The sequence below is a fragment of the Burkholderia sp. 28_3 genome, assembly GCF_003253915.1.
GTDB classification, from domain to species: domain Bacteria; phylum Pseudomonadota; class Gammaproteobacteria; order Burkholderiales; family Burkholderiaceae; genus Burkholderia; species Burkholderia cenocepacia.
Map to the genome: position 1 here is coordinate 32,049 of NZ_QKZF01000021.1, position 23,013 is coordinate 55,061.

At 69.8% G+C, this 23,013-nt stretch carries 19 protein-coding genes; 11 read left to right on the top strand and 8 right to left on the bottom strand.

Annotated features, from left to right (window positions below; all coding sequences use genetic code 11):
- Window positions 1-28: 28 nt before the first annotated feature.
- A complete protein-coding gene (locus tag DFS13_RS31150; protein ID WP_111442586.1) occupies window positions 29-1,078 on the bottom strand; it encodes a LysR substrate-binding domain-containing protein in 1,050 nt (349 codons plus the stop codon).
- 133 nt (window positions 1,079-1,211) lie between these two features.
- Between DFS13_RS31150 and DFS13_RS31155 the strand changes: the two genes are divergently transcribed.
- Complete coding sequence (locus tag DFS13_RS31155; RefSeq protein WP_060212462.1) at window positions 1,212-3,056, top strand: sulfatase-like hydrolase/transferase; 1,845 nt, start codon at window positions 1,212-1,214, stop codon at window positions 3,054-3,056.
- Window positions 3,057-3,105: 49 nt separating this feature from the next.
- On the opposite strand, the gene DFS13_RS31160 is transcribed toward DFS13_RS31155, so the two are convergent.
- Window positions 3,106-3,999, bottom strand: coding sequence for a LysR substrate-binding domain-containing protein (locus DFS13_RS31160; protein ID WP_006483763.1), 894 nt, complete (start codon window positions 3,997-3,999; stop codon window positions 3,106-3,108).
- A gap of 301 nt (window positions 4,000-4,300) precedes the next feature.
- On the opposite strand from DFS13_RS31160, the gene DFS13_RS31165 reads away from it, so the two are divergent.
- Both DFS13_RS31165 and DFS13_RS31170 read left to right on the top strand, forming a co-directional pair.
- Window positions 4,301-4,939, top strand: a complete 639-nt coding sequence (locus DFS13_RS31165) for a hydrolase (protein WP_006483761.1) — start codon at window positions 4,301-4,303, stop codon at window positions 4,937-4,939.
- Window positions 4,940-5,149: 210 nt separating this feature from the next.
- On the top strand, window positions 5,150-5,872 hold the full coding sequence (locus DFS13_RS31170) for a haloacid dehalogenase type II (RefSeq protein ID WP_111442539.1): 723 nt from the start codon (window positions 5,150-5,152) through the stop codon (window positions 5,870-5,872).
- A 230-nt stretch (window positions 5,873-6,102) separates the two neighbouring features.
- Here DFS13_RS31170 and DFS13_RS31180 read toward each other — a convergent pair whose 3' ends face one another.
- Together DFS13_RS31180 and DFS13_RS31185 are read right to left on the bottom strand one after the other, a co-directional pair.
- Window positions 6,103-6,894 carry a hypothetical protein gene (locus DFS13_RS31180; protein WP_012493252.1) on the bottom strand — a complete coding sequence of 264 codons (792 nt, stop codon included), beginning with the start codon at window positions 6,892-6,894 and terminating at the stop codon, window positions 6,103-6,105.
- Between the two features lie 93 nt (window positions 6,895-6,987).
- Window positions 6,988-7,947 (bottom strand): LysR family transcriptional regulator, encoded by a 960-nt coding sequence (locus tag DFS13_RS31185; protein WP_012493251.1) that lies wholly within the window; start codon window positions 7,945-7,947, stop codon window positions 6,988-6,990.
- Between the two features lie 155 nt (window positions 7,948-8,102).
- Here DFS13_RS31185 and DFS13_RS31190 point away from each other — a divergent pair, with 155 nt between their 5' ends.
- The 3 genes from DFS13_RS31190 (at window position 8,103) to mmsB (ending at window position 11,977) form a co-directional block, all read left to right on the top strand.
- On the top strand, window positions 8,103-9,422 hold the full coding sequence (locus DFS13_RS31190) for an MFS transporter (RefSeq protein WP_006485292.1): 1,320 nt from the start codon (window positions 8,103-8,105) through the stop codon (window positions 9,420-9,422).
- A 114-nt stretch (window positions 9,423-9,536) separates the two neighbouring features.
- A complete protein-coding gene (locus tag DFS13_RS31195) occupies window positions 9,537-11,063 on the top strand; it encodes a CoA-acylating methylmalonate-semialdehyde dehydrogenase (RefSeq protein WP_111442540.1) in 1,527 nt (508 codons plus the stop codon).
- A gap of 23 nt (window positions 11,064-11,086) precedes the next feature.
- Complete coding sequence (gene mmsB / locus DFS13_RS31200; protein WP_111442541.1) at window positions 11,087-11,977, top strand: 3-hydroxyisobutyrate dehydrogenase; 891 nt, start codon at window positions 11,087-11,089, stop codon at window positions 11,975-11,977.
- 115 nt (window positions 11,978-12,092) lie between these two features.
- Here mmsB and DFS13_RS31205 read toward each other — a convergent pair whose 3' ends face one another.
- The 4 genes from DFS13_RS31205 to DFS13_RS31220 all read right to left on the bottom strand — a co-directional run bounded on the left by DFS13_RS31205 (window position 12,093) and on the right by DFS13_RS31220 (window position 16,890).
- Window positions 12,093-12,425, bottom strand: coding sequence for a hypothetical protein (locus tag DFS13_RS31205; RefSeq protein WP_034178297.1), 333 nt, complete (start codon window positions 12,423-12,425; stop codon window positions 12,093-12,095).
- Between the two features lie 224 nt (window positions 12,426-12,649).
- The gene (locus tag DFS13_RS31210) at window positions 12,650-15,064 is read right to left on the bottom strand and encodes a cytochrome c (RefSeq protein WP_111442542.1); all 2,415 of its coding nucleotides are present in this window, start codon (window positions 15,062-15,064) and stop codon (window positions 12,650-12,652) included.
- Window positions 15,054-15,557, bottom strand: coding sequence for a (2Fe-2S)-binding protein (locus DFS13_RS31215; RefSeq protein WP_111442543.1), 504 nt, complete (start codon window positions 15,555-15,557; stop codon window positions 15,054-15,056). Before DFS13_RS31215 ends, DFS13_RS31210 begins: the two co-directional genes overlap by 11 nt.
- A 175-nt stretch (window positions 15,558-15,732) precedes the next feature.
- Window positions 15,733-16,890 (bottom strand): FAD-dependent monooxygenase, encoded by a 1,158-nt coding sequence (locus DFS13_RS31220; RefSeq protein WP_006495202.1) that lies wholly within the window; start codon window positions 16,888-16,890, stop codon window positions 15,733-15,735.
- 301 nt (window positions 16,891-17,191) lie between these two features.
- Between DFS13_RS31220 and DFS13_RS31225 the strand changes: the two genes are divergently transcribed.
- The 5 genes from DFS13_RS31225 (at window position 17,192) to DFS13_RS31245 (ending at window position 23,007) form a co-directional block, all read left to right on the top strand.
- Window positions 17,192-17,944 (top strand): Asp/Glu racemase, encoded by a 753-nt coding sequence (locus tag DFS13_RS31225; protein ID WP_006483547.1) that lies wholly within the window; start codon window positions 17,192-17,194, stop codon window positions 17,942-17,944.
- A 27-nt stretch (window positions 17,945-17,971) separates the two neighbouring features.
- Window positions 17,972-18,802, top strand: a complete 831-nt coding sequence (locus DFS13_RS31230) for an alpha/beta fold hydrolase (protein ID WP_006495203.1) — start codon at window positions 17,972-17,974, stop codon at window positions 18,800-18,802.
- A 45-nt stretch (window positions 18,803-18,847) separates the two neighbouring features.
- A complete protein-coding gene (locus DFS13_RS31235) occupies window positions 18,848-19,888 on the top strand; it encodes a hypothetical protein (RefSeq protein WP_060212475.1) in 1,041 nt (346 codons plus the stop codon).
- 19 nt (window positions 19,889-19,907) lie between these two features.
- The gene (locus DFS13_RS31240; protein WP_006483545.1) at window positions 19,908-20,561 is read left to right on the top strand and encodes an isochorismatase family protein; all 654 of its coding nucleotides are present in this window, start codon (window positions 19,908-19,910) and stop codon (window positions 20,559-20,561) included.
- A gap of 151 nt (window positions 20,562-20,712) precedes the next feature.
- Window positions 20,713-23,007, top strand: a complete 2,295-nt coding sequence (locus tag DFS13_RS31245; RefSeq protein ID WP_111442544.1) for a molybdopterin cofactor-binding domain-containing protein — start codon at window positions 20,713-20,715, stop codon at window positions 23,005-23,007.
- The last annotated feature ends 6 nt before the right edge of the window (window positions 23,008-23,013 follow it).

A 23,013-nucleotide genomic window follows, 5' to 3' on the forward strand; every position in this document is an offset into this window, starting at 1 on the left:
CGCGCGCGCCTTCTCCGACAACGATCCGTCAGAATGTGTCCGCGCCCTGCCCCGCTGCCGGCCGGTCGTCCGCGCCGGGATGCGCGCCCGTCACCGCCTTCAGCGCGTCGATCGCGGCGGCGACCGATGCGCTCGCGGGCGCCGCATACAGCGCGCCGACCGTCTCCGGCATCGTCGACAGCTTCAGCGGCAGCCGGCCGACGCGCTCGCCGGCCCGCGCGGCGAGGTCGAACGCGCGGGCCGATTGCACGAACAGGCACGGCGACTGGCCGGCGACCGCGCGATTGGTCTGCCACGACACCGACTCCATCAGCACGGCCGGCGGCGTCAGGCCCGCCTTCGCGAACTCGGCGTCGAGCGCCGTGCGCGCGGGCGAACCCGACGGCGGCGCGATCCACGGAAACGCGGCCGCGTCGCGCCAGCCGATCCGTGCGCGCCCGAGCAACGGATGGCGCGGCCCGCACACGACGATCATGTCGTCGCGGTACAGCGGCGCGACGGCGAGCCCCGCGCTCAACGCCGACGCGTCGAGCCGGCACACGAGCAGGTCGAGCTCGTGGCGCTGCGCCTGCGCGAGCATCCGGTCGAGCGTGTCTTCCCGCACGTTGAGCTGCACGGGGCGGCCGGCTTCCCGCAGCCACGCGAGCGCGCCCGGAATCAGTTGCGGCGCCATGTTCGGCAGCAGGCCGATCGACACCGGGCGGCCTGCGCCGGTGCGCAACGCGTCGAACGCGGGCGCGACGCCGCGCATGTCGGTCAGCACGCGGCCGATGCATTCGAGCAGCGCATCGCCGTACGCCGTCGGCGCGACCCGCCGCGACGTACGCTCGAACAGCGGCAGCCCGAGCGACTCTTCGAGCTCGCGCAGCCACTTCGACAGCGCCGGCTGCGTGATCGACGCGGCCTCGGACGTGCGCGCGAAGCTGCGCGTGCGGCCGAGCGTATCGAGCGTTTCCATGTCGCGCACGCGCAGCCGGCGCAGCGCCTGCGCGATGCGCCGCTCGTGGGCCGGCGCGCCGGGCGGCGCGAGCAGGTCCGGTCGCGTGCGGCCGGCCGAGCCGTGGGGGTCGAGGGTCACGGGCGTCTCCGTCATTCATGTTCGGCAGGTTATCGATCGACCCTGATCTTTCATCGATCGATACGCGATCCTGCCGCATAGTCGTCGGCATGAAAACCCCCGGCACGAGCCGGCATGACAGGAGACAGCCGACGTGAAAGACGATCAGGACACCCCCGCCACCGAACCCACCGCGCGACGCCAGTTCCTCAAGCTGGCCGGTGCGGCCGTCGCGTCGGCCGGCTTCGGCGCCGATGCGCTGGCCGCGAACCCGGCTGCCGGCACCGGAACGGTCGCCGCCGTCGATCCGGCGCCGGCCTTGCGCGGCGCCACCACCGCGCCTGCCGCGCCGCCCGCCGGCTACAACATCCTGTTCATCCTGACCGACCAGGAACGCCATTTCGACCGCTGGCCGTTCCCCGTGCCCGGCCGCGAAGCGCTGCGCCGCGACGGCATCACCTTCATGCACCACCAGATCGCCGCATGCGTGTGCTCGCCGTCGCGTTCGACGGTCTACACGGGCCAGCACATCCAGCACACCGGCGTGCTCGACAACGCGGGCCTGCCCTGGCAAAAGGACATGTCGCCGGACATTCGCACGGTCGGCCACATGCTGCGCGACGCCGGCTACTACGCCGCGTATCTCGGCAAGTGGCACCTGAGCGCGTCGATGCACGAAACCGCGAGCCCGTACACGGCGCCCGTGGCCGACTACAACCGCACGATCCGCGCGTACGGCTTCGACGACTATTTCGGCGTGGGTGACCTGATCGGCATGGTTCGCGGCGGCTACCAGTACGACGGGCTCACGGCGGAGGCCGCGGTGAGCTGGATGCGCAACCATGCGCCGCGCCTCGCGCAGGACGGCAAGCCGTGGTTCCTCGCGGTGAATCTCGTGAACCCGCACGACGCGATGTTCGTGAACACCGACACGCACGGCTCAACGGTGCAGGACGCCAACCACCCGATGCTCGGCAACGCGCCGCCGCCGAACGATGCGCTGTATCGCACGTCATGGCGCGACGTGCCGCTCGCCGCGTCCCGGCGGCAGCCGTACGACGAGCCGGGGCGGCCACCCGCGCACGGCATGTTCAACGCCGCGCATGCGAACCTCGTCGGACGCTACCCGTTCACCGACGAACGCGTACGCCTCTATCAGGACAACTACTTCAACTGCATCCGCGATTGCGACACGCACGTCGTACGCCTGCTGCAGACGCTGCAATCGCTCGGCCTCGACGAACGCACGATCGTCGTGATGACGGCCGACCACGGCGACCACGTCGGCGCGCACCAGCTCGTCGGCAAGGGCGCGGCGGCCTACCAGCCGCAGAATCACGTGCCGCTCGTGATCCGCCATCCCGCGTATCCGGGCGGCATGCAGTGCGATGCGCTGACGTCGCACATCGACATCGCGCCGACGCTGCTCGGACTCACCGGCCTCGACGATGCGCGGCTCGCGACGATCCGCGGCAGCGCGCTGAAGGGGCACGACCTCACGCGCTGGCTCGCGAAACCGGCGGACGCGCAACGGCACGCGGCGCGCGACGCGACGCTGTTCAACTACGCGATGCTGCTGTACTACGACAGCGAATGGATGCTGAAGGAGCTCGGCACGCTGCGGCAGAAAGGCGTGCCGGAGGACGAACTGCTGCGCCGCGCGCTCGCGCAGCAGCCGGATTTCCGGTTGCGCGGCACGATCCGCAGCGTGTTCGACGGCCGCTACCGCTTCACGCGCTATTTCTCGCCGCTCGAATTCAACCGGCCCACGACGCTCGACGCGCTGTTCGCGCGCAACGATGTCGAGCTGTTCGACGTCGCGAGCGACCCGGGCGAGATGCGCAATCTCGCGATCGACCGCAAGCGGCACGGCGAGCTGCTGCTCGCGATGAACGGCCGCCTGAACGACCTGATCGACAGCGAGGTCGGCGACGACAGCCCGGACGTGATGCCGATCCGCGACGGGAAGGTCCAGGTGCAGATCCGCAAGTGGCACTGACCACCTGAACGCACGGGAGCGCGGGCGGCGCCGCGCCGCGCGCCGCCCGTCAATCCTTCCGGATGTGCTCGGCCAGGAAGTCGATCAGCAGCCGCACGCGCGGCAGCAACCCGCGCCGCGACGGAAACACCGCGTGCACCACGCCGCCCTTCGGCGCCCAGCCGGGCAGCACGTCGATCAGCGTGCCATCGCGCAGGTCGTCCTCGACGACCATGCACGGCAGTTGCACGATGCCGACGCCATGAATCGCCGCATCGCGCAACGCGTGCATGTCGTCGGTCACGAAGCGCGGGTGATGGCGCAACTGCGCGTGCTCGCCGTTCGGCCCGACCAGTTGCCAGACGTGATGCCGCGCCGGCCCCCAGTCGAGGCTCGGCGCGCCGATCAGCCCGGCCGGGTCCGACGGTGCGGCGCGCCCGTCCAGCCAGTGCGGCGCCGCCACCAGCCGCTGCGGGCTGTCGGCCAGCACACGCATCACGAGATCGCTGTCCTCCAGCGGCGGGAAGCGCACGCGCAGCGCCAGGTCGAAGCCTTCGCTCAACAGGTCGACGCGGCGATTCGTCGCCTCGAGGTGCACGTGCACCTGCGGATGAATCGCCATGAAACGGGCAACGAGTGCGCTCACGCGGTATTCGAGCAAGGCGGTCGGGCAGCTCACGCGCACGATGCCGCGCGGCTCCGCGTGCCGGCGCTCGATCACCTCGCGCGCGGCGTCGGCTTCGACCAGCACGGCGAGACAGCGCTCGTAGAATTCGCGCCCGGTTTCCGTGACCGTGAAATGGCGCGTCGTGCGCTGCAGCAGCCGCACGTCGTACTGCGCTTCCAGCGCCGCGATGCGCCGGCTCAGCGTCGATTTCGGCACGTCCAGCGCGCGCCCGGCCTGCGTGAAGCCGCCGTGTTCGACCACCTTCACGAAATAGTAGAGGTCGTTCAGGTCATCCATGATTGTTCCACCCATAGAACACTGACGGCATTTTAAGGGACTGGAACACCCGTTGTTGCACGCTTAGCATCGTGTTTCGACGTGGATCGGTGTCGTCGAGGCAAGCGGGATTTTTTTCAGCCGGCCGCCTCGCTCGTCCGCACGATTCACTAAGCTTGGAGCAAACGCCTGCCGTGCAACCGGCGTCGGACGTTTGCGACGGCGCGAGCGTGCAGCCGCGGCGAGTGTCCCGACACCGCGGCCGCCGACCCCGGACCCTCGGGATTTCCCCTCACTTCCTGCTCTGTCTCTGGAGGCAACCATGGCAAGCGAACCGATTCGCGACCCCGCGAACGACCACCTGCTCACCCCGCAGAACGCCGCGTTCATCGTCATCGATTACCAGCCGGTCCAGGTGAACTCGATCGCGTCGATGGATCGCCAACTGCTGATCAACAACATCGTCGGCGCATCGAAGGCGGCGGTTGCGTACGACCTCCCGATCGTCCACTCGACCGTCAACGTGAAGACCGGGCTGAACAAGCCGCCGATCCCGCAACTGCGCGCGGCGCTCGAAGGCTATCCGACCTACGACCGCACGAGCATCAACTCGTGGGAGGACGTCGAGTTCCGTCAGGCCGTCGAGGCGACCGGCCGCAAGAAGCTGATCATGACCGCGCTGTGGACCGAAGCGTGCCTGACGTTCCCGGCGCTCGACGCGCTGAAGGCCGGCTACGAGGTGTACGTGGTCGTCGACGCGGTCGGCGGCACGTCGGTCGCCGCGCACGAAGCCGCGCTGCGCCGCATCGAGCAGGCCGGCGGCCAGATGATCAGCGTCGCGCAGCTGTTCTGCGAATTGCAGCGCGACTGGGCGCGCAGCGCCACCGTGCCCGCGTTCATGAACCTGTTCATCGAAACCGGCGGCACGGCCGGCATCCAGTTCTCGTACGACAAGAGCTGACCGGCCCGGCGCGCACGGCGGCCGGTGCCGTCCGGCCGCCGCGCGCCATCGCCCCGCTCGCCGGCCCCGTGCGACCGGCGCGCGAGCCCCGCACCGCGGCCTTCCGGGCCGCGTTGTCGTATCCGTGATTCAATGTCGATCGAACCGGCGCCGCGCCATCCGGCGGCACGGCGATGTGAACCCTCATCGAACGACCTTCACTGGATCACCATGACGAACCCTGCCGAAATCAAGGCGCTCGTTTTCGATGTCTTCGGAACGATCGTCGACTGGAGAAGCGGTGTCGCACGCGGTGCCGCCGCCTTCCTGGACCGCCACGCGCCGACGCTCGACCCGTTCGCGTTCGCGGATGCGTGGCGCGCCGAGTATTCGCCGTCGATGGAAGAAATCCGCAGCGGGCGCCGCCGCTACGTGCGGCTCGACGTGCTGCATCGCGAGAACCTCGTGCGCACGCTCGACCGCCTCGGGATCGACGACGTGCCCGATGCCGACATCGACGCGCTCAATCTCGCCTGGCACCGGCTCGATCCGTGGCCCGATGCCGTTGCCGGGCTGCACCGGCTGAAGCAGCGCTACATCATCGCGCCGCTGTCGAACGGCAACATCCGGCTGATGGTCGACGTCGCGAAACACGGCGGGCTGCCGTGGGACGCGATTCTCGGCGCCGAGGTTGCCCGCGCGTACAAGCCGTCGCCGGCGGTCTATACCGAAGCAGTCAAGATTCTCGGCCTCGCACCGGCCGAGCTGTGCCTGGTGGCCGCGCACAACGGCGATCTTGCGGCCGCGCGCGGGCTCGGGCTGTCGACCGCGTTCGTGCTGCGGCCGACCGAGCACGGGCCCGGCCAGACGACCGACCTGCGAGCCGACGATGCGTGGGATTTCGACGTCAGGGATCTGAACGAGCTCGCGGATCGGCTCGGTTGCCCGGGTTGAAGGCCGGGGTCGGTGCGCGTCGCAGCGCACGGCGGGCCGCGAGGCGGCGCCGGCGGAACGGCGCATCGAGGCGAAACAGCAGCGGCCGCGTGTCGTCCATCCGCGCATGCAGGAAATGCGGCCACACGTGTTCGGGCCGGCACTCGAACGTCCACCGCGAACGAATTTCCACGACCGTCTCCTCTCGGCTGTCGGTGCGGACATGACGGCACAGGCGTGCCGCGCCTCCGCTACTTCACCACCGCCCGCCACGCGGTGCGCGCATAGACGAGCAGCAAGGGCAGCAGCGCCAGCGCGAACAGCATGCTCAGCGCGAGCACCCACACCGGCCATTGCTGCGGATTCCCGTGCGCCCAGTAGCGGTACGGCACGCTCAGGAATGCCATTTCCATCAGCAGCGCACCGAGCGGCACGAGCCCGTTCAGCACTGCCGCCATGCCGAAGCGGGCCGCGCCGTCGATCTTCTTCCCGGCCCCGTACGCCGCGATCAGGTAGACGAAATAGCCGATGATCGCGACCACCACCGCGCCGCCCGCCAGCAGGCCGATACTGCGCACGCTGCGCTCGTGCAGCTGTTGCGCGCCCGGCGGCAACACGACATCGACCTTCTCGCCGAGATCGGGCACGGCGCCCGAGCGAATGTTGCCCGGTAGCGTGATGCGTTCGCCATCCGGCATCACGGCTTCCAGGATCGACGTGTACTTGATGCACCGGTACGACGAGGTTCGCCCCGAACTGTCGCGGCGCTCGCAGGTGTCCCATTCGGACCGGTAGGACACGACGGTCGCTTCGTATGTCGGCGACACCGTCAGCACGTAGAGCTCGTCGCCGATCCAGTACGCGAACGGGAACAACAGCGACACCAGGCAAAAACACACGAGCCACCAGAACGCGACCGCGCCGCCCGAGCCGCGCTTGCCGCCCGTCTGGCGGCGCACCATGCGCGACGCGAGCCAGTAAGCGACCACGCCGAATACCACCACGCACACCACGAAAACCTTGCCCGCATGCGTCAAAGCCATCTGCCTTTCCCCCGATAGCCGGTCGAGGCGCCGCCGGCCGTTTTGTCATCCAGATCGATCGTCGCGTCGCCGTCGCGACATCCCCGTCGACCGCTATTCCTGCTCGCCGACGAATCGCAGCGTCCCCGATTCTCCCGACAGCAACGCGCGGTTCGCATCGGCCGCCGCGCGCAGGTAATCCCACAGCGCGGTCACGCGCCGCAGCTTGCGCAGATCCTCGCGGCACGTCAGCCAGAAACACCGCGTGACGACCACGTCGTTCGGCAGCACCGGCACCAGCGCCGGCTGCGTGGCCGCCATGAAACACGGCAGGATCGCCAGGCCGCCGCCCTGCAGCGCCGCGAAAACCTGCGCGATCACGCTGGTCGTGCGCAAGCCGGCCGTCGCGCCGGGCACCGCGCGGTCGAGGTACAGCAGTTCGTTGCTGAACGCGAGATCGTCGACGTAGCTGATGAACGCGTGCTGCGCGAGATCGTCCGTACAGGTGATCGGCGCATGGTTCGCCAGATAGTCGCGGGTCGCATAGAGCCGCAACTGGTAGTCGCACAGCTTCGTGACCACGTAAGGCCCGCGCTCGGGCCGCTCGAGCGTGATCGCGAGATCGGCCTCGCGTTTCGGCAGGTTGACGAAATGCGGCACCGGCAGCAGGTCGACCGTCACGTGCGGATGCGCGGCGCGGAACCGCGCGAGCTGAGGCGCGAGGAAAAAGCAGCCGAACCCTTCGGTCGACCCGATCCGCACGTGGCCCGACAGCGCCTCGCCGGTGTTCGCGACCTGGTCGCACGCGGACTGCACGGTCGTCTCCATCGCATCCGCATACGCGACGAGCCGCTGCCCTTCCGCCGTCAGCGTGAAGCCGCCGGAGCGCGACTTGTCGAACAGCAGCGTGCCCATCGCGGCCTCGAGCGCGCGGATGCGCCGTGCGACGGTCGTGTAGTCGACGCCGAGCCGCTTCGCGGCGCCGCTCGCGCGCTGCGTGCGCGCGACCTCGAGGAAAAAGCGCAGGTCGTCCCAGTTCAGGTTGCCGGAAACCGGCTCGGTGGCATGTCGCATCGGCGAAGGAAAAAGGCGGGCGTCTCCGGGCCGGCCGTCGATATGCATAAATGCACATCCAACCGGTTTCTTTATCGGTACATCATGAATCTGCGCATAACTATACTCGACCGTGACCTGCGGACCATGAACCGCGGCACCACCACGGAGACACCATGCAAACGCGATCCACCCTCGATGAGCATGCGACCATCGCGACGCCGGCGCCCGAGCGCACCGCGAAGCACTACCTGCTGGCCGGCTGGGCCAGCATGGCCGGCACCACGATCGAGTGGTACGACTTCTTCCTCTACGGCACGGCCGCCGCGCTCGTGTTCAACCGCATCTTCTTCCCGTCGCTGGACCCGGTCGTCGGCACGCTCGCCGCATTCGGCACGTTCGCGGTCGGCTTCATCGGGCGGCCGATGGGCGGCATCGTGTTCGGCCACTTCGGCGACCGCATCGGGCGCAAGTCGATGCTGATGATCACGCTGCTGCTGATGGGCGTGCCGAGCATGATCATCGGGCTGATCCCGTCGTACGACAGCATCGGCTACTGGGCCGCCGCGCTCTTGATCGCGATGCGTTTCCTGCAGGGCATGGCGGTGGGCGGCGAATGGGGCGGCGCGGTGCTGATGGCCGTCGAGCACGCGCCGAAGGGCCGCAAGGGGCTGTTCGGCAGCCTGCCGCAGACGGGCGTCGGGCTCGGGTTGATCCTGTCGTCGGTGGCGATGGCCGCGGTGGCCGCGCTGCCGGAAGCCGACATGCTGTCGTGGGGCTGGCGCGTGCCGTTCCTCGCGAGCATCGCGCTCGTCGGCCTCGGCTGGTTCATCCGCGCGAAGGTGCCGGAATCGCCCGACTTCGAGAAGGTCCGCAAGCAGGGCAAGGCCGAGAAATCGCCGGTGACGGCCGCGCTGCGCCGCCATCCGCGCGAGGTGCTGACGATCGTCGGCGCGCGCGCCGCCGAGAACACCTGGTTCTACATGGTCGTCACGTTCGCGCTCGCTTACGCGACGCAGCAACTGCATCTGCCGAAGGCCGAGATGCTGCACGCGATCACGGCCGGCGCGGCGCTGTCGCTCGTCACGATGCCGCTGTGCGGGCATCTGAGCGACCGCATCGGCCAGCGCCGGATGTTCGCGATCGGCCTCGTGCTGATGTGCGCGTTCGCCGCGCCGTTCTTCATGATGCTCGGCACGCAGCAGACGTCGACCGCATGGTGGGCGATCGTGCTCGGCCTCGGCGTCGTGTTCCCGATCCTCTATGCGCCGGAATCGCTGCTGTTCGCGCAGCAGTTCCCGGCGGAAATCCGCTACAGCGGCATCTCGCTGTCCGTGCAGCTCGCCGGCGTGATCGGCGGCGGCTTCGCCCCGATGATCGCGACGTCGCTGCTCAAGGCCGGCGGCGGCCAGCCGCACTACGTGATCGCGTACCTCGTCGGCTTCGGCGTGTTCGCGCTCATGTGCACCGCGTTGATGCGACCGGCGCGCGCGTAGCGCACCGCCCGCCTTCATTCGATTTCAGTTCGACCTGCCGTCCGCCGTCGCCGCACGCGCGGCGGACGCCGGCCACCCTTTTGCTTCGCACCACCGTTTCCCGGAGAGAGTTCCATGAACGCCGCAGTTCCCCAGACCACCCTCGCCCTGCCCACCGCCAAGCTGCTGATCGACGGCGCGTTCGTCGATTCGCGCAGCGCCGAATGGGGCGACATCGTCAACCCCGCGACGCAGGAAGTCATCGGCCGCGTGCCGTACGCGACGCTCGACGAGGTCGATGCCGCGATCGCCTCCGCGCAGCGCGCGTTCCAGACCTGGAAGACGACGCCGATCGGCGCGCGGCTGCGCATCATGCTGAAGTTCCAGGATCTCGTGCGCCGCAATCTCGAACGCATCGCGCACACGCTGACGGCCGAGCAAGGCAAGACGCTGCCCGACGCGCAGGGCGACATCTTCCGCGGCCTCGAGGTGGTCGAGCACGCGTGCTCGATCGGCACGCTGCAGCAAGGCGAATTCGCGGAGAACGTCGCGGGCGGCGTCGATACCTACACGCTGCGCCAACCCATCGGCGTCTGTGCGGGCATCACGCCGTTCAATTTCCCCGGGATGATTCCGCTGTGGATGTTCCCGATGGCGATCGTGTGCGGCAACACGTTCGTGCTGAAGCCGTCCGAGCAGGACCCGCTGTCGACGATGCAGCTCGTCGAACTCGCGATCGAAGCCGGCGTGCCGCCAGGCGTGCTGAACGTCGTGCACGGCGGCAAGACGGTGGTCGACCGCCTGTGCACGCACCCGGACATCAAGGCGATCTCGTTCGTCGGCTCGACGCGCGTCGGCACGCACGTGTACAACCTCGGCAGCCAGCACGGCAAGCGCGTGCAGTCGATGATGGGCGCGAAGAACCACGCGGTCGTGCTGCCCGATGCGCATCGCGAGCAGTCGATCAACGCACTCGTCGGCGCGGGCTTCGGCGCGGCCGGCCAGCGCTGCATGGCGACGTCGGTCGTCGTGCTGGTCGGCCAGGCGCGCGACTGGCTGCCCGATCTCGTCGAAAAGGCGAAGGCGTTGAAGGTCAATGCGGGCGCGGAAGCCAGCACCGACGTCGGCCCGGTCGTGTCGAAGGCGGCGAAGGCGCGCATCCTGTCGCTGATCGACGCCGGCGTGAAGGAAGGCGCGACGCTGCTGCTCGACGGCCGCGACGTGAAGGTGCCCGGCTACGAGCACGGCAACTTCGTCGGCCCGACGATCTTCTCCGGCGTGACGACCGACATGTCGATCTACCAGGAAGAAATCTTCGGGCCGGTGGTGGTCGTGCTGGAAGCCGACACGCTCGACGACGCGATCGCGCTCGTCAACCGCAACCCGATGGGCAACGGCGTGGGTCTGTTCACGCAGAGCGGCGCGGCCGCGCGCAAGTTCCAGAGCGAGATCGACATCGGCCAGGTCGGCATCAACATCCCGATTCCGGTGCCGGTGCCCTACTTCAGCTTCACCGGTTCGCGCGGCTCGAAGCTCGGCGATCTCGGCCCGTACGGCAAGCAGGTCGTGCAGTTCTACACGCAGACCAAGACGGTCACCGCGCGCTGGTTCGACGACGACGCGACGGCCGGCGGCGTGAACACGACGATCGCGCTGCGCTGATGCCGAGCACGAGGAGCCTGCACATGGAAATCGCATTCATCGGACTCGGCAACATGGGCGGCCCGATGGCCGCCAACCTGCTCAAGGCCGGCCACGCGCTGACGGTGTTCGACCTCGACGCGCACGCGGTCGACGCCGCGGTGCGCGCCGGCGCGACGGCAGCGGCGTCGCCGCGTGAAGCCGCCGCGCGCGGCTCGTTTATCATCACGATGCTGCCGGCCGCGCAGCACGTGCGCGCCGTCTACCTCGGCGACGACGGCGTGCTGGCCGGCGCGCGCGCCGGCGCGACGCTGATCGACTGCAGCACGATCGATCCGGGCACCGTGCGCGCGGTGGCCGACGCCGCCGCGCAGCGCGACTTCCCGCTCGCCGATGCGCCCGTGTCGGGCGGCACGGGCGGCGCGCAGGCCGGCACGCTGACCTTCATGGTCGGCGCGGACGCGCCGCTGTTCGAGCGCATCCGCCCGGTGCTGCTCGACATGGGCCGGAACGTCGTGCACTGCGGCGGCACCGGCACCGGCCAGATCGCGAAGATCTGCAACAACCTGCTGCTCGGCATCTCGATGATGGGCGTATCGGAAGCGATGGCGCTCGGCGCCGCGCTCGGCATCGAACCGGCCGTGCTGGCCGGCATCATCAACACGTCGACCGGCCGCTGCTGGAGTTCGGACGCGTACAACCCGTATCCGGGCGTGAGCGACACGGCGCCGGCCGCACGCGGCTATGCGGGCGGCTTCGCTGCGAACCTGATGCTGAAGGATCTCGGGCTCGCGACGGAAGCCGCGCGCAGCGCGCATCAGCCGGTCTGGATGGGCGCGCTCGCGCAGCAGCTGTATCAGTCGATGAGCCAGCAGGGGCTCGGCACGCTCGACTTCTCCGCGTGCGTGAAGCTGTACGAGGCGCAGCCGGCCTGACCTGCCCGGCCGACGCCGGACGTGCGTCGACCCGCGATGGGCCGGAACGGCATCGCGGGTCGGTTTGCCGGCGGGGGAAGAAAAACGCGGGCGGCGGCGTCATGCCGCCGGTCGGTCAACCGCGCGGGTTCGACGCCGTCTCGAAGGTCGGATGGCACTCGAACGCGAGTTCGGAGCGGGCGTCGACGCGGCGGCCGCCGGTCAGCGATTCCTGCTTCACGCTTGCGCGCATCCCGCGCTGCGTGCAGTAGTTGGTGGCTTCGTTGACGGCCTTCTCGTGGGCGTCGGCCCACGTCGTCGACACGCCGATCGTGCGCGTCGTCACGGTGAACACGTTCGGGTTCGACGTCGCGGTCACGTCGGAAGCAGTCGAACACGCGGCGAGCAAGCATGCAGCAGCCGCAATGGTCAACCATCGCAGGGTTCGAAAAGAGACTGGAATGGACATGGAGGGCAGGCGCACGCCGGTCGGCGTGCATTGAACAACATAGGCGACAGTATGCCTGCTCGATCGCCGGAGATCATGCCCCTTTCGGTGAACACATTGTTTCGAATGGTTAAACGATGGCCAAATCTGGCAAGAATTACAGCCCTCGCCGGCCATCGTTTTCGTTCGTCAGGTCATTTCGCCCGGCATGCCCGCCGGCGCGGCCGCTCACGCCGGCGCGACGGTCAATGTGCATCCGCCTGACGGATTCGAGCGGATGCTTCCGCGAGGTTGCGCCACGCCGGCTGCCCCGGCGCGTAGCGCGCGCGGATGTACGCGGCAAGCTCGGCCATCTGCCGATCGTCGAAGGCATCGCCGAAGCCCGGCATGTAGCCGAGCCGGTCGGTGGCCGGCTGGTCGATCCCGTGGTGCAGCACGCGCAGCAGGTTGTCCGGCGTCGCCTGGCTGACGCTCGTGTTGAGCCCCATCAGCGGACGCACGCCGAAATGCCCGACACCGCCCGATTCCGCATGACAGACCGCGCACGCGGCGTCGAATGCGCGGCGGCCGTTCTCGAGGCCGAGCGTCGCGACGGTGTCGGCGCCGCGCGCGTGGCCGGCGGCCGCGTTCGCGGCGACCGCCGCATCGACGGGCGGCGACAGCGACGCCAGATAGTGCGCGATCGCCTGCACGTCGGACTCGGGCAGCGCCGCGAGCCCCGCGACGACGGGCGCCATCGGCCCGGCTGCGACGCCGTGCTGCGCCGAGAACCCCGTGCGCAGATAGTCGAACAGCGCGCCTTCGGTCCACGGCACCGGCGCGGCCGGCGACGCGACGAGCGGCGGCGCGACCCATCCTTCCGCTTCGCCGCCCGACAGGTAGGCGAGGCCGCCCTTCTCCGCGCCGAGCGCGTTGCGCGGCGTATGGCAGGCGCCGCAGTGTCCGGCGCCGTCGACCAGATACTTGCCGCGATTCCACATCGCCGAACGCGCCGGGTCCGGCGCAAACGGCCGCGCGTCGTGATACAGCCAGTTCCAGCCGGCCACGAGCCGCCGCTGGTCGAGCGGGAACGGCAGCTTCGTCTTCGGCGGCACGTGCTTCACCGGCGGCTGCGACATCAGGTACGCATAGAGCGCGAGCAGATCGGGCTCGCTCAGCTTCGCGAATGCGGTGTACGGAAACGCCGGATACAGGTGCGAACCGTCGCGCGAGATGCCTTCGCGCATCGCGCGGGCGAACGCCGGGTATGACCATGCACCGATGCCGGTGTCCGGATCGGGCGTGAGGTTCGTCGTGTAGATCGTGCCGAACGGCGTATCGAGCGCGAGGCCGCCCGCGTTGGTCGCGCCGCCGGGCGCCGTGTGGCATACCGCGCAATCGCCGGCGAGCGCGACCTGGCGGCCGCGTTCGAGCATCGCCGCGCTCCACGTCGCGCCGTCCGCGCCGCCGGGCGCCATCGACGCAACAGGCGCGATCGGCGCGGGGCCCGGCAGGATCGCGCACGCCAGCCCGATCAGCCCGCCGACCACCCCGCCCGCGCCGCCGCCGGCCAGCCAGCGGCGCCAGCGCGACGCGCGGCGCGGGGCTGCTTGCCGGCCGTCGCCGGCATCGACCGGCACCGGTTGCGCGAGCGCGGCGCGAATGTGCGCGGCATCGAACGGCGGTGCGCGAAACCGCACGCCCGTCGCGTCGTACAGCGCATTCGCGATCGCGGCAGCGGCCGGCGCGGCCGCCTGTTCGATCCGCCGCGCATCGTGTTCGGACAGGTCGCCGTGCGCGCGACGCGCGGCCGCGTCGACTGCAATCAGTTCGTGCGCGATCGCGTCGGCCCGCTCGCCGGCACCGGTCTCGTCGTGCGCGGGCCGCGCGGACAACCGTGCGCCCATCACGCGGGAAATCGCGGCCTCGATCTGCCACGCGGGCAGGCCGGCCAGCGACGCGTCGCCCGGCTCGCCGGTGCCCTGCCCGGCCACCACGCGCCGCACCGAGACATCGCCTGTCGCGCAGTCCACGTCGAGATCGACGACCCACGCGGACCAGCGCGAATCGCGGTCATGGTCGGCATCGTCGCCGGATGCGGTTGCGTGCGCATCGACACGCTCGCCATCGAATGCGAAACCGCGACCGCTGACACGCGACGCCGCGTTCGCCCCGGCCGCAGCCGGCACGCCCCAGGCGGCGCGTTCGCTGACCATCCGGATCGTTTCGCGCGGCCCCGCATCGCGCTCGGCATCGAGATGCTGCAACCGCAACGCGACCGGGTCGCGCCGCAACGCGCCCGCGAGTTCGTCGACGAAGGACTCGCGGGCAAACACGTGCGCGTGACCGGGAATCGCGCCATCTTCATCGGCCAGTTCGATCGACGTCTGCGCGTGCCGGTAGACGAATGGCGATGCGGGGCCGCGCCCGGCACGCTCGTCCACACCGCGAGCATCGTCCCCGCCCGCGCCGGCCGCCTGCGCGCGATAGCGCCAGGTCGTCATCCGGCCGTCGGGCGCGGTCCGTGTTTCGATATCGAACGATGCATGCGTGTACGCAGCGCCGATCGGCCACGCGTAGCGCGCGCGATGCGGGCGCGATGCGTCGGCGGCCGCGTCATCGGGCGGCGCCGGTTCCGTCACGCGCGCCGGCGCCACGGGCAAACCTGCGTCATGCTTCATCGCCGCCTCGCAGATAGCGTGCGGCGCGATGCACCGCGCGAATGATCTCCAGATGCGTGCCGCAACGGCACAGGTTGAAGCGCAGCGCATCCCGGATCGCCGCATCGTCGGGCGCGGGATTGCGATCGAGCAGCGCCTTCGTGCTCATGATCATCCCGTTCAGGCAATACCCGCATTGCGCGGCCTGCTCGTCGATGAACGCGCGCTGGATCGGATGCGGCGCGTCGCACGACCCGAGCCCTTCCAGCGTCGTGACGTCGCGTCCGTGCGCGGCGGCGGCCGGCACGACGCACGAACGCGTGGCCTGCCCGTCGACGAGCACCGTGCACGCACCGCATTGCCCGAGCCCGCAGCCGTATTTCGGGCCATTGAGCGCGCAGTCGTTGCGCAGGACCAGCAGCAGCGGCGTGTCGGGCATGGCGTCGGCGACGGTGTACGGCGCGCCGTTCACGCGAAACGCCAGCGGCCGCGGCGGAGAAGCGGGATGGGACATTGATCGATCCGGAATGCAGAATGCGGGCCGAGTCGGCCGGCGGCGGGCACGGCCGCCGGCTGGCGCTTGTCGGCGCGCGCCTGACATATAACACGCCGAAATGCGTGCGTTGCGGCGCATCGGCCCCGCACCGGCGAGGCGGCTGCACGGCGCCGGCCGGCGCGGGCGCCGCGCGTCAGGCCGCGGCCGCCACGTTGCTGCGCGACGGCGCTTCGAGCGGCACGTCGAATACGTCGTATCCGAACACCCACGACGGATCCTCGTTGGTGCGCAGCCACGTGTTGTTGTGCGACACGAGCTGCACCTTCGACGCGCGCGCCGCACGGTTCGCCTCGTACAGCGCGAACGCACCCGCATGGTCGCCGATGCCGACCTCGTCGAGACAGCGCGCGAGCATCGCCGCATCCTCGATCGCCATCGCCGCGCCCTGCGCCATGTGCGGCTTCATCGGATGGCACGCGTCGCCGAGCAGCACGAGACGGCCGCGACTCCACAACGGCAGCGGATCGCGTTCCAGCAGCGGCCATTTGGTGATCGACGGCGAGACGTCGATCAAATGCTGGATGTCGGCGTGGAAACCGGCGAACGCCTCGCGCATCTCGTCGCGACTGCTGTCGACCATCGACACGCCTTCCGGCCACTCGGCCTGCGGCACGCCGGTCACGTAGTAGTACTCGTCGCGCTTCTCGGTCACGTAGTAGACCATCATGTGGCGATCCTCCGACCACCACTTCACGCACATGTCGTACGGCTTGTTGCCGAGCAGCGCGGCCGGGAACACCGCGCGGTGCGCGACGTAACCGGTGTAGCGCGGCGGTTCCGCACCGAGCAGGTGCTCGCGGATGCGCGAATTCACGCCGTCCGCGCCGATCGCGATGTCGGCCGTCTCGACGCTGCCGTCGGCGAACGTCAGGCGCACGTCGCTGCCGGTGTCCTCCACCGCCGCGAGCTTCTTGCCGAAGCGGATCGTGCCGGGCGTCACCGCCTGCGTCATCAGCGCATGGAAATCGCCGCGATGCACGGTCAGGTAGCGCGCGCCGTAAGTCTTGCGCGCGTAGTCGCCGAGCGGAATCTGCGACAGCACGTCGGCCGTGCGCCAGTCGCGGCTGTACCAGAAATCCGGATGCGAACCCATCGTCTCCAGCGCGTCCTCGCAGCCGATGCGCCGCATGATCTTCATCACGTTCGGGCCGAGATGGATCCCCGCGCCGAGGCGCGAGAACGCGGGCGCCTGCTCGTACAGCGCGACGTCGTAGCCGCCGCGCTGCAGCAGCGCAGCCGCGGCCGTGCCGCCGAGACCGGCGCCGATGATTGCGATACGGGGTTTGCTCATGCGGATCTCCTGATCGTGGGTGGCCCGTTGCCGAACACGGTGCGAGGACGGGCGGATTGAATGGCGTTTATGTAGCGTACACACTCAATTTATTCAGGACAAGCGGATTATTGATCGACATCGACACATTCGGGAAAACACTAATAAACCTACAAAATCCCGCGCACAACAACAATCCAGCCGTGTCGAACGTCATTTTGATCCATTGCCATTTTCAAATGTACACACTAGACTTTGCCCAACATCCGGCGATCCCGCGCCAGCGTGCCGCCCCCTCCTTACCGACACGGAGCCTCCCGTCATGAGCAAGACCTACCGCATCGGCCAGATCGTGCCGAGTTCCAACACGACGATGGAAACGGAAATTCCCGCGATGCTGCGGCTGCGCGAAGCGATCCGCCCCGAGCGCTTTACGTATCACTCGAGCCGGATGCGGATGAAGAAGGTCGTCAAGGAAGAACTCGCGGCGATGGACGCCGAATCCGATCGCTGCGCGGTGGAACTGAGCGATGCGCGCGTCGACGTGCTCGGCTACGCGTGCCTCGTCGCGATCATGGCGATGGGGCACGGCTACCACCGCGTGTCGCAGGCGCGCCTCACGAAGCACACGGCCGACAACGGCGCGCAGGCGCCGGTGCTGACGAGCGCGGGCGCGCTGGTCGACGCGCTGAAGGTGATCGGCGCGAAGCGCATCGTCGTCGTCGCGCCGTACATGCTGCCGCTCACCGAGCTGGTGGTCGACTACATCCGCAACGAAGGCTTCGACGTGCTCGCGTACCGCGCGCTGGAAATCCCCGACAACCTCGACGTCGGCCGCCACGATCCGGCGCGCCTGCCCGACATCGTGAAGACGCTGCCGTACCAGGACGCCGACGCGATCGTGCTGTCCGCGTGCGTGCAGATGCCGTCGCTGCCCGCCGTCGCGAAGGTCGAGGCGATGACGGGCAAGCCGGTGATCACCGCGGCGATCGCGACCACCTACGCGATGCTGCGCGAACTCGATCTCGAACCGGTCGTGCCGGGCGCCGGCGCGCTGCTGTCCGGCGCGTACTGAGCGCCGCCGCTACTTCGGAGCATCTTCATGTCCTCGACTTTCCTGTACGGCGCGAACGTCCGCGCCAACGGCATCCGCCAGCACTATCTGCGCTACGGCGGCGCGACCGGCGCGCGCGCGTCGCGACCGGCGATCGTGCTGATTCCCGGCATCACGAGCCCCGCGATCACGTGGGGCTTCGTCGGCGAAACCTTCGGCGCGGCGTTCGACACCTACGTGCTCGACGTGCGCGGCCGCGGGCTGTCGGACGCGTCGCCGTCGCTCGACTACAGCCTCGATGCACAGGCGGACGACGTCGCGGCGCTCGTCGCCGCGCTCGATCTGCCGCGCACGAGCCTCGTCGGCCATTCGATGGGCGCGCGGATCGCCGCGCGCGCGGCCCGGCGCGGCATCCGCGGGCTCGCCTCCGTCGTGCTGGTCGATCCGCCCGTCTCGGGCCCGAACCGCCGCGACTACCCGGGCAAGCTGCCGTGGTACATCGACTCGATGGCGCTCGCGCGTGCCGGCACGGACGCCGAAGGCATGCGCGCGTTCTGCCCGACCTGGACCGATGCCGAGCTGCAGTTGCGCGCCGAATGGCTGCACACCTGCGACGAACGCGCGGTGCGCACGTCGTACGAAGGCTTCCACACCGACGATTTCCACGCGGATGCCGCGCAACTGGCCGTGCCGTCGCTGCTGATCACCGCCGAGCGCGGCGACGTGGTGCGCGACGACGACGTCGCCGAGCTGCAGCGCGCGACGCCGACGATGCGGCACGTGCGCGTGCCCGACGCCGGCCACATGATCCCGTGGGACAACGCGGCGGGCTTCTACGCGGCGTTCGGCGACTTCCTCGGCGCGCCGCTCGCGCCCTGAGCGCGGCGTCCGCCGCTTTCCTTCACGCCTTTACCGGAGCCGACGATGCCAGTCAGCGATACCCAACTGATCGACGCGTGGAAGCAGGTCCTCACGCTGTCGCGCCTCGAACCGGGCCAGACCGTCACGATCCTGACGAGCGCGGCCACCCATCCGCAGACGCTGTCGTGCGCGCTGATCGCGACGCAGTCGCTCGGCGCGATCGTCAACCGGCTCGACCTGCCGCCCGTCAACGGCGACAAGGCATTCAGCCGCGACCCGCTCGCCTACCTCGGCACGACGCCGCTGACCGGCAACCGCGCCGCGATCGCCGCGCTGCGCGAGAGCGACCTCGTGCTCGACCTGATGACGCTGCTGTTCTCGCCCGAGCAGCACGACATCCTGAAATCGGGCACGAAGATCCTGCTCGCGGTCGAGCCGCCCGAAGTGCTGGTGCGGATGGTGCCGACCCTGGCCGACCGCACGCGCGTGCTCGCCGCATCGAAGAAAATCGCCGCCGCGCGCGAGATGCGCGTGAGCTCGGCGGCCGGCACCGCGCTCGTGTGCCCGCTCGGCGAGTTCCCGCCGACCGCCGAATACGGCTTCGTCGACGCGCCGGGCCGCTGGGATCACTGGCCGAGCGGCTTCGCGCTGACCTATCCGAACGATCGCACCGCGCGCGGCACGATCGTGATCGATCGCGGCGACATCCTGCTGCCGCAGAAGCACTACGTGCGCGAGCCGATCGCGCTGACCGTCGAAGACGGTTACGCGACGCGCATCGAAGGCGGCGTCGACGCCGACCTGCTGCGCGACTACATGGACACGTTCGCCGACCCCGAAGGCTATGCGATCTCGCACGTCGGCTGGGGACTGCAGCCGCGCGCGCGCTGGTCGACGCTCGGGCTGTACGACCGCGAGGCGACGATCGGGATGGACGCGCGCGCGTTCGAGGGCAACTTCCTGTTCTCGCTCGGCCCGAACAACGAAGGCGGCGGCAGCCGCACGACCACCTGTCATATCGACATCCCGCTGCGCCGCTGCACGGTCGAGCTCGACGGCGAGACCGTCGTGCGCGAAGGCCGCGTGACCGACCAACCCGCCTGATACCGACGAGCCCGACACCATGAACGATCTTTCCCGTCACGCCGAAGCGAACGTGTATCGCCAGCAGGGTTTCGGCACGCCGCTGCCGCCGCACGGCAACCTCGGCCTGCTGATCGTCGACTTCGTGGTCGGCTTCGCCGATCCCGCGACCTTCGGCGGCGGCAACATCGCGCCGGCGATCGCGCGCACCACGCATGCGCTGGCGCTCGCGCGCGAACGCGGCTGGCCGGTCGCGCACAGCCGCATCGTGTATGCGGACGACGGCAGCGACGACAACGTGTTCTCGCTGAAGGTGCCCGGCATGGCGACGCTGACCGAGCATCATCCGAACAGCGCGATCGTGCCCGAACTCACGCCCGCGCCGGGCGAACTGGTCGTGCGCAAGACCGTGCCGTCCGCGTTCTTCGGCACGCAGCTCGCGCCGTGGCTCGCGCAGCGCGCGGTGCAGACGCTACTCGTCGCGGGCGCCGTGACGAGCGGCTGCGTGCGCGCGAGCGTCGTCGACGCGATGTCGCACGGGTTCCGCCCGCTCGTGCTCGCCGATTGCGTCGGCGATCGCGCGATCGCGCCGCACGACGCGAACCTGTTCGACATGCAGCAGAAATATGCGGCCGTGATGCCGCTCGACGATGCGATCGCGGCGATCGACGCCGTGCAGGCCCGCGCACGCTGAGTCGCGACGCATCGCGGGCGGCGCGGGTGTGCCGCCCGCGATTGACGCTGCGCTTTTGGCGGCCTAGATTGACTTCACGCGCGCCGCCGCCCCGCACGCTGCCCGACGCCATCACCCGCCGGCCACGCCGCCCTCGACAGGACCTCTCCCCGTGAACCGCTCCGAACTGCTCGCGCGCACCGGCTGCCTGACCGTGATCCGGCCGCCCGCGCCGCCCGTGAAGCCGGCGCCCGGCCAGCCGGGCAGCCTGTCGTCCTACGTGCCGGCGCTGCCCGAAGTCTTCGTCGCGATTCTCGACGACGGCCGCATCCTCGCATTCAACGGACACGTCGATCTCGGCACCGGCATCCGCACGTCGCTCGCGCAGATCGTCGCCGAGGAACTCGACGTGCCGGCCGCGCGCGTGACGATGGTGCTCGGCGACACGGCCGCGACGCCGAACCAGGGCCCGACCATCGCGAGCGCGACGATCCAGATTGCCGCGACGCCGCTGCGCTGCGCGGCCGCGCAGGCCCGTCACGCGCTGCTCGCGCTCGCCGCCGAGCGGTTCGGTGTCGACACGGCGCGGCTGGACATCGACGACGGAACGATTTCCGCCGAGGGACACGCGATCACGTTCGCCGCGCTCGTCGCCGCGCGGCGGATCGCGCTGACGCTCGACCTGAATGCCCGCACGAAGGACCCTGCTCGATACCGAATCGTCGGCCGCGCGTCGCCGCGCGTCGACCTGCCCGCGAAGGCGACCGGCCAGCTCACGTTCGTGCACGACATGCGCGTGCCGGGCATGCTGCACGGCCGCGTCGTACGGCCGCCGTACGCGGGCCACGACAGCGGCCCGTTCGTCGGCACGTCGCTGCTGGACGTCGATCGCGCGTCGGTAGCCGACGTGCCGGGGCTCGTGGCCGTCGTCGTGCTCGGCGATTTCGTCGGCGTGGTCGCCGAGCGCGAGGAGCAGGCGATCCGCGCCGCGCGCCAGTTGCGCGTGACGTGGCGGCCGCTGCCCGCGCTGCCGCCGCTCGACGAACCGGCCGCCGCGATCGCCGCCGCGCCGGCCAGACGGCGCGTGCTGCTCGACGAAGGCGACGTCGACGCCGCGCGATCGGAACCGGACACGCTCACGCTGTCGCGTACTTACGCGTGGCCGTTCCAGATGCACGGGTCGATCGGCCCGTCCTGTGCGCTCGCCGACTACCGCGCGCCCGGCGACGGGCGCATCACCGTGTGGTCCGGCACGCAGAATCCCGTGTCGCTGCGCTACGACCTCGCGACGCTCGTCGCGCGCGACGAAGCCGATGTCGACATCGTGCGGATGGAAGCGGCCGGCTGCTACGGCCGCAACGGCGCGGACGACGTGTGCGGCGACGCGCTGCTGCTGTCGCGCGCGGTCGGCCGCCCGGTGCGTGTGCAACTGTCGCGCGCGGACGAACATCTGTGGGAACCGAAAGGCGCGGGCCAGTCGATGCAGGTGACGGGCACCGTCACGCGCGACGGCCGCCTGCTCGGCTATGACTTCACGACACGCTACCCGTCGAACGACGCGCCGCTGCTCGCGGCGCTGCTGACCGGCGCGATCGCGCCCGAGCCGCGCGTGTTCGAGATGGGCGACCGCACGGCCGTGTCGCCGTATGCGAGCCCGCATCGGCGCTTCGTCTGCGAGGATCTCGCGCCGCTCGTGCGCGCATCGTGGCTGCGCGGCGTATCGGCCTTGCCGAATTCGTTCGCGCACGATGCATTCGTCGACGAATGCGCGGCGCTGACCGGCGTCGATCCGCTCGCGTTCCGGCTGCGCCATCTGCAGGACCTGCGCGCAACCGAACTGCTGCAGGCAGTGGCCGACCGCGCGGGCTGGATGCCGCGCGCGCCGCGCCCGACGAACGAACGCGAAGAACGCGACGCATCGCGGCTCGTGCATGGCCGCGGGATCGCGTATGCGCGCTACGTGCACAGCCGCTTCCCCGGTTTCGGCGCGGCATGGTCGGCGTGGATCGTCGACCTGAGCGTCGATCGCGTGTCGGGCGAGATTCGTATCGAGCGCGTGACGGTCGGTCAGGACACGGGCACGATGATCAACCCCGATGGCGTGCGCCACCAGATCCACGGCAACGTGATCCAGGTATTGAGTCGCACGCTGAAGGAACGCGTGCGGTTCGCGGACGGCAAGGTCGCGTCGCGCGAATGGGCGAGCTACCCGATCCTGACGTTCGCGGAAGTGCCGGACGTCGACGTCGTGCTGATGCCGAGGCAAGGTGAACCGCCGCTCGGTGCGGGCGAATCGGCATCGGTGCCGGGGCCGGCGGCGGTCGCGAACGCGCTGTTCGATGCCACCGGCGTACGGTTCTACGCCCCGCCGTTCACGCCGGAAACGGTGCGCGCCGCGCTGCGCGACGCCGGCCGGCTGATGAGCGCGGAGGCGGCCCGCGCATCGGTCACCGCGGGCGCGACGTAGGGCGGC

Coding starts and splice junctions, on each gene's coding strand:
- DFS13_RS31160 (WP_006483763.1), bottom strand. CDS start 3,999: ATGGATGACCTGAACGACCTCTACTATTTCGTGAAGGTGGTCGAACAC.
- DFS13_RS31165 (WP_006483761.1), top strand. CDS start 4,301: ATGGCAAGCGAACCGATTCGCGACCCCGCGAACGACCACCTGCTCACC.
- DFS13_RS31170 (WP_111442539.1), top strand. CDS start 5,150: ATGACGAACCCTGCCGAAATCAAGGCGCTCGTTTTCGATGTCTTCGGA.
- DFS13_RS31180 (WP_012493252.1), bottom strand. CDS start 6,894: ATGGCTTTGACGCATGCGGGCAAGGTTTTCGTGGTGTGCGTGGTGGTA.
- DFS13_RS31185 (WP_012493251.1), bottom strand. CDS start 7,947: ATGCGACATGCCACCGAGCCGGTTTCCGGCAACCTGAACTGGGACGAC.
- DFS13_RS31190 (WP_006485292.1), top strand. CDS start 8,103: ATGCAAACGCGATCCACCCTCGATGAGCATGCGACCATCGCGACGCCG.
- DFS13_RS31195 (WP_111442540.1), top strand. CDS start 9,537: ATGAACGCCGCAGTTCCCCAGACCACCCTCGCCCTGCCCACCGCCAAG.
- mmsB (WP_111442541.1), top strand. CDS start 11,087: ATGGAAATCGCATTCATCGGACTCGGCAACATGGGCGGCCCGATGGCC.
- DFS13_RS31205 (WP_034178297.1), bottom strand. CDS start 12,425: ATGTCCATTCCAGTCTCTTTTCGAACCCTGCGATGGTTGACCATTGCG.
- DFS13_RS31210 (WP_111442542.1), bottom strand. CDS start 15,064: ATGAAGCATGACGCAGGTTTGCCCGTGGCGCCGGCGCGCGTGACGGAA.
- DFS13_RS31215 (WP_111442543.1), bottom strand. CDS start 15,557: ATGTCCCATCCCGCTTCTCCGCCGCGGCCGCTGGCGTTTCGCGTGAAC.
- DFS13_RS31220 (WP_006495202.1), bottom strand. CDS start 16,890: ATGAGCAAACCCCGTATCGCAATCATCGGCGCCGGTCTCGGCGGCACG.
- DFS13_RS31225 (WP_006483547.1), top strand. CDS start 17,192: ATGAGCAAGACCTACCGCATCGGCCAGATCGTGCCGAGTTCCAACACG.
- DFS13_RS31230 (WP_006495203.1), top strand. CDS start 17,972: ATGTCCTCGACTTTCCTGTACGGCGCGAACGTCCGCGCCAACGGCATC.
- DFS13_RS31235 (WP_060212475.1), top strand. CDS start 18,848: ATGCCAGTCAGCGATACCCAACTGATCGACGCGTGGAAGCAGGTCCTC.
- DFS13_RS31240 (WP_006483545.1), top strand. CDS start 19,908: ATGAACGATCTTTCCCGTCACGCCGAAGCGAACGTGTATCGCCAGCAG.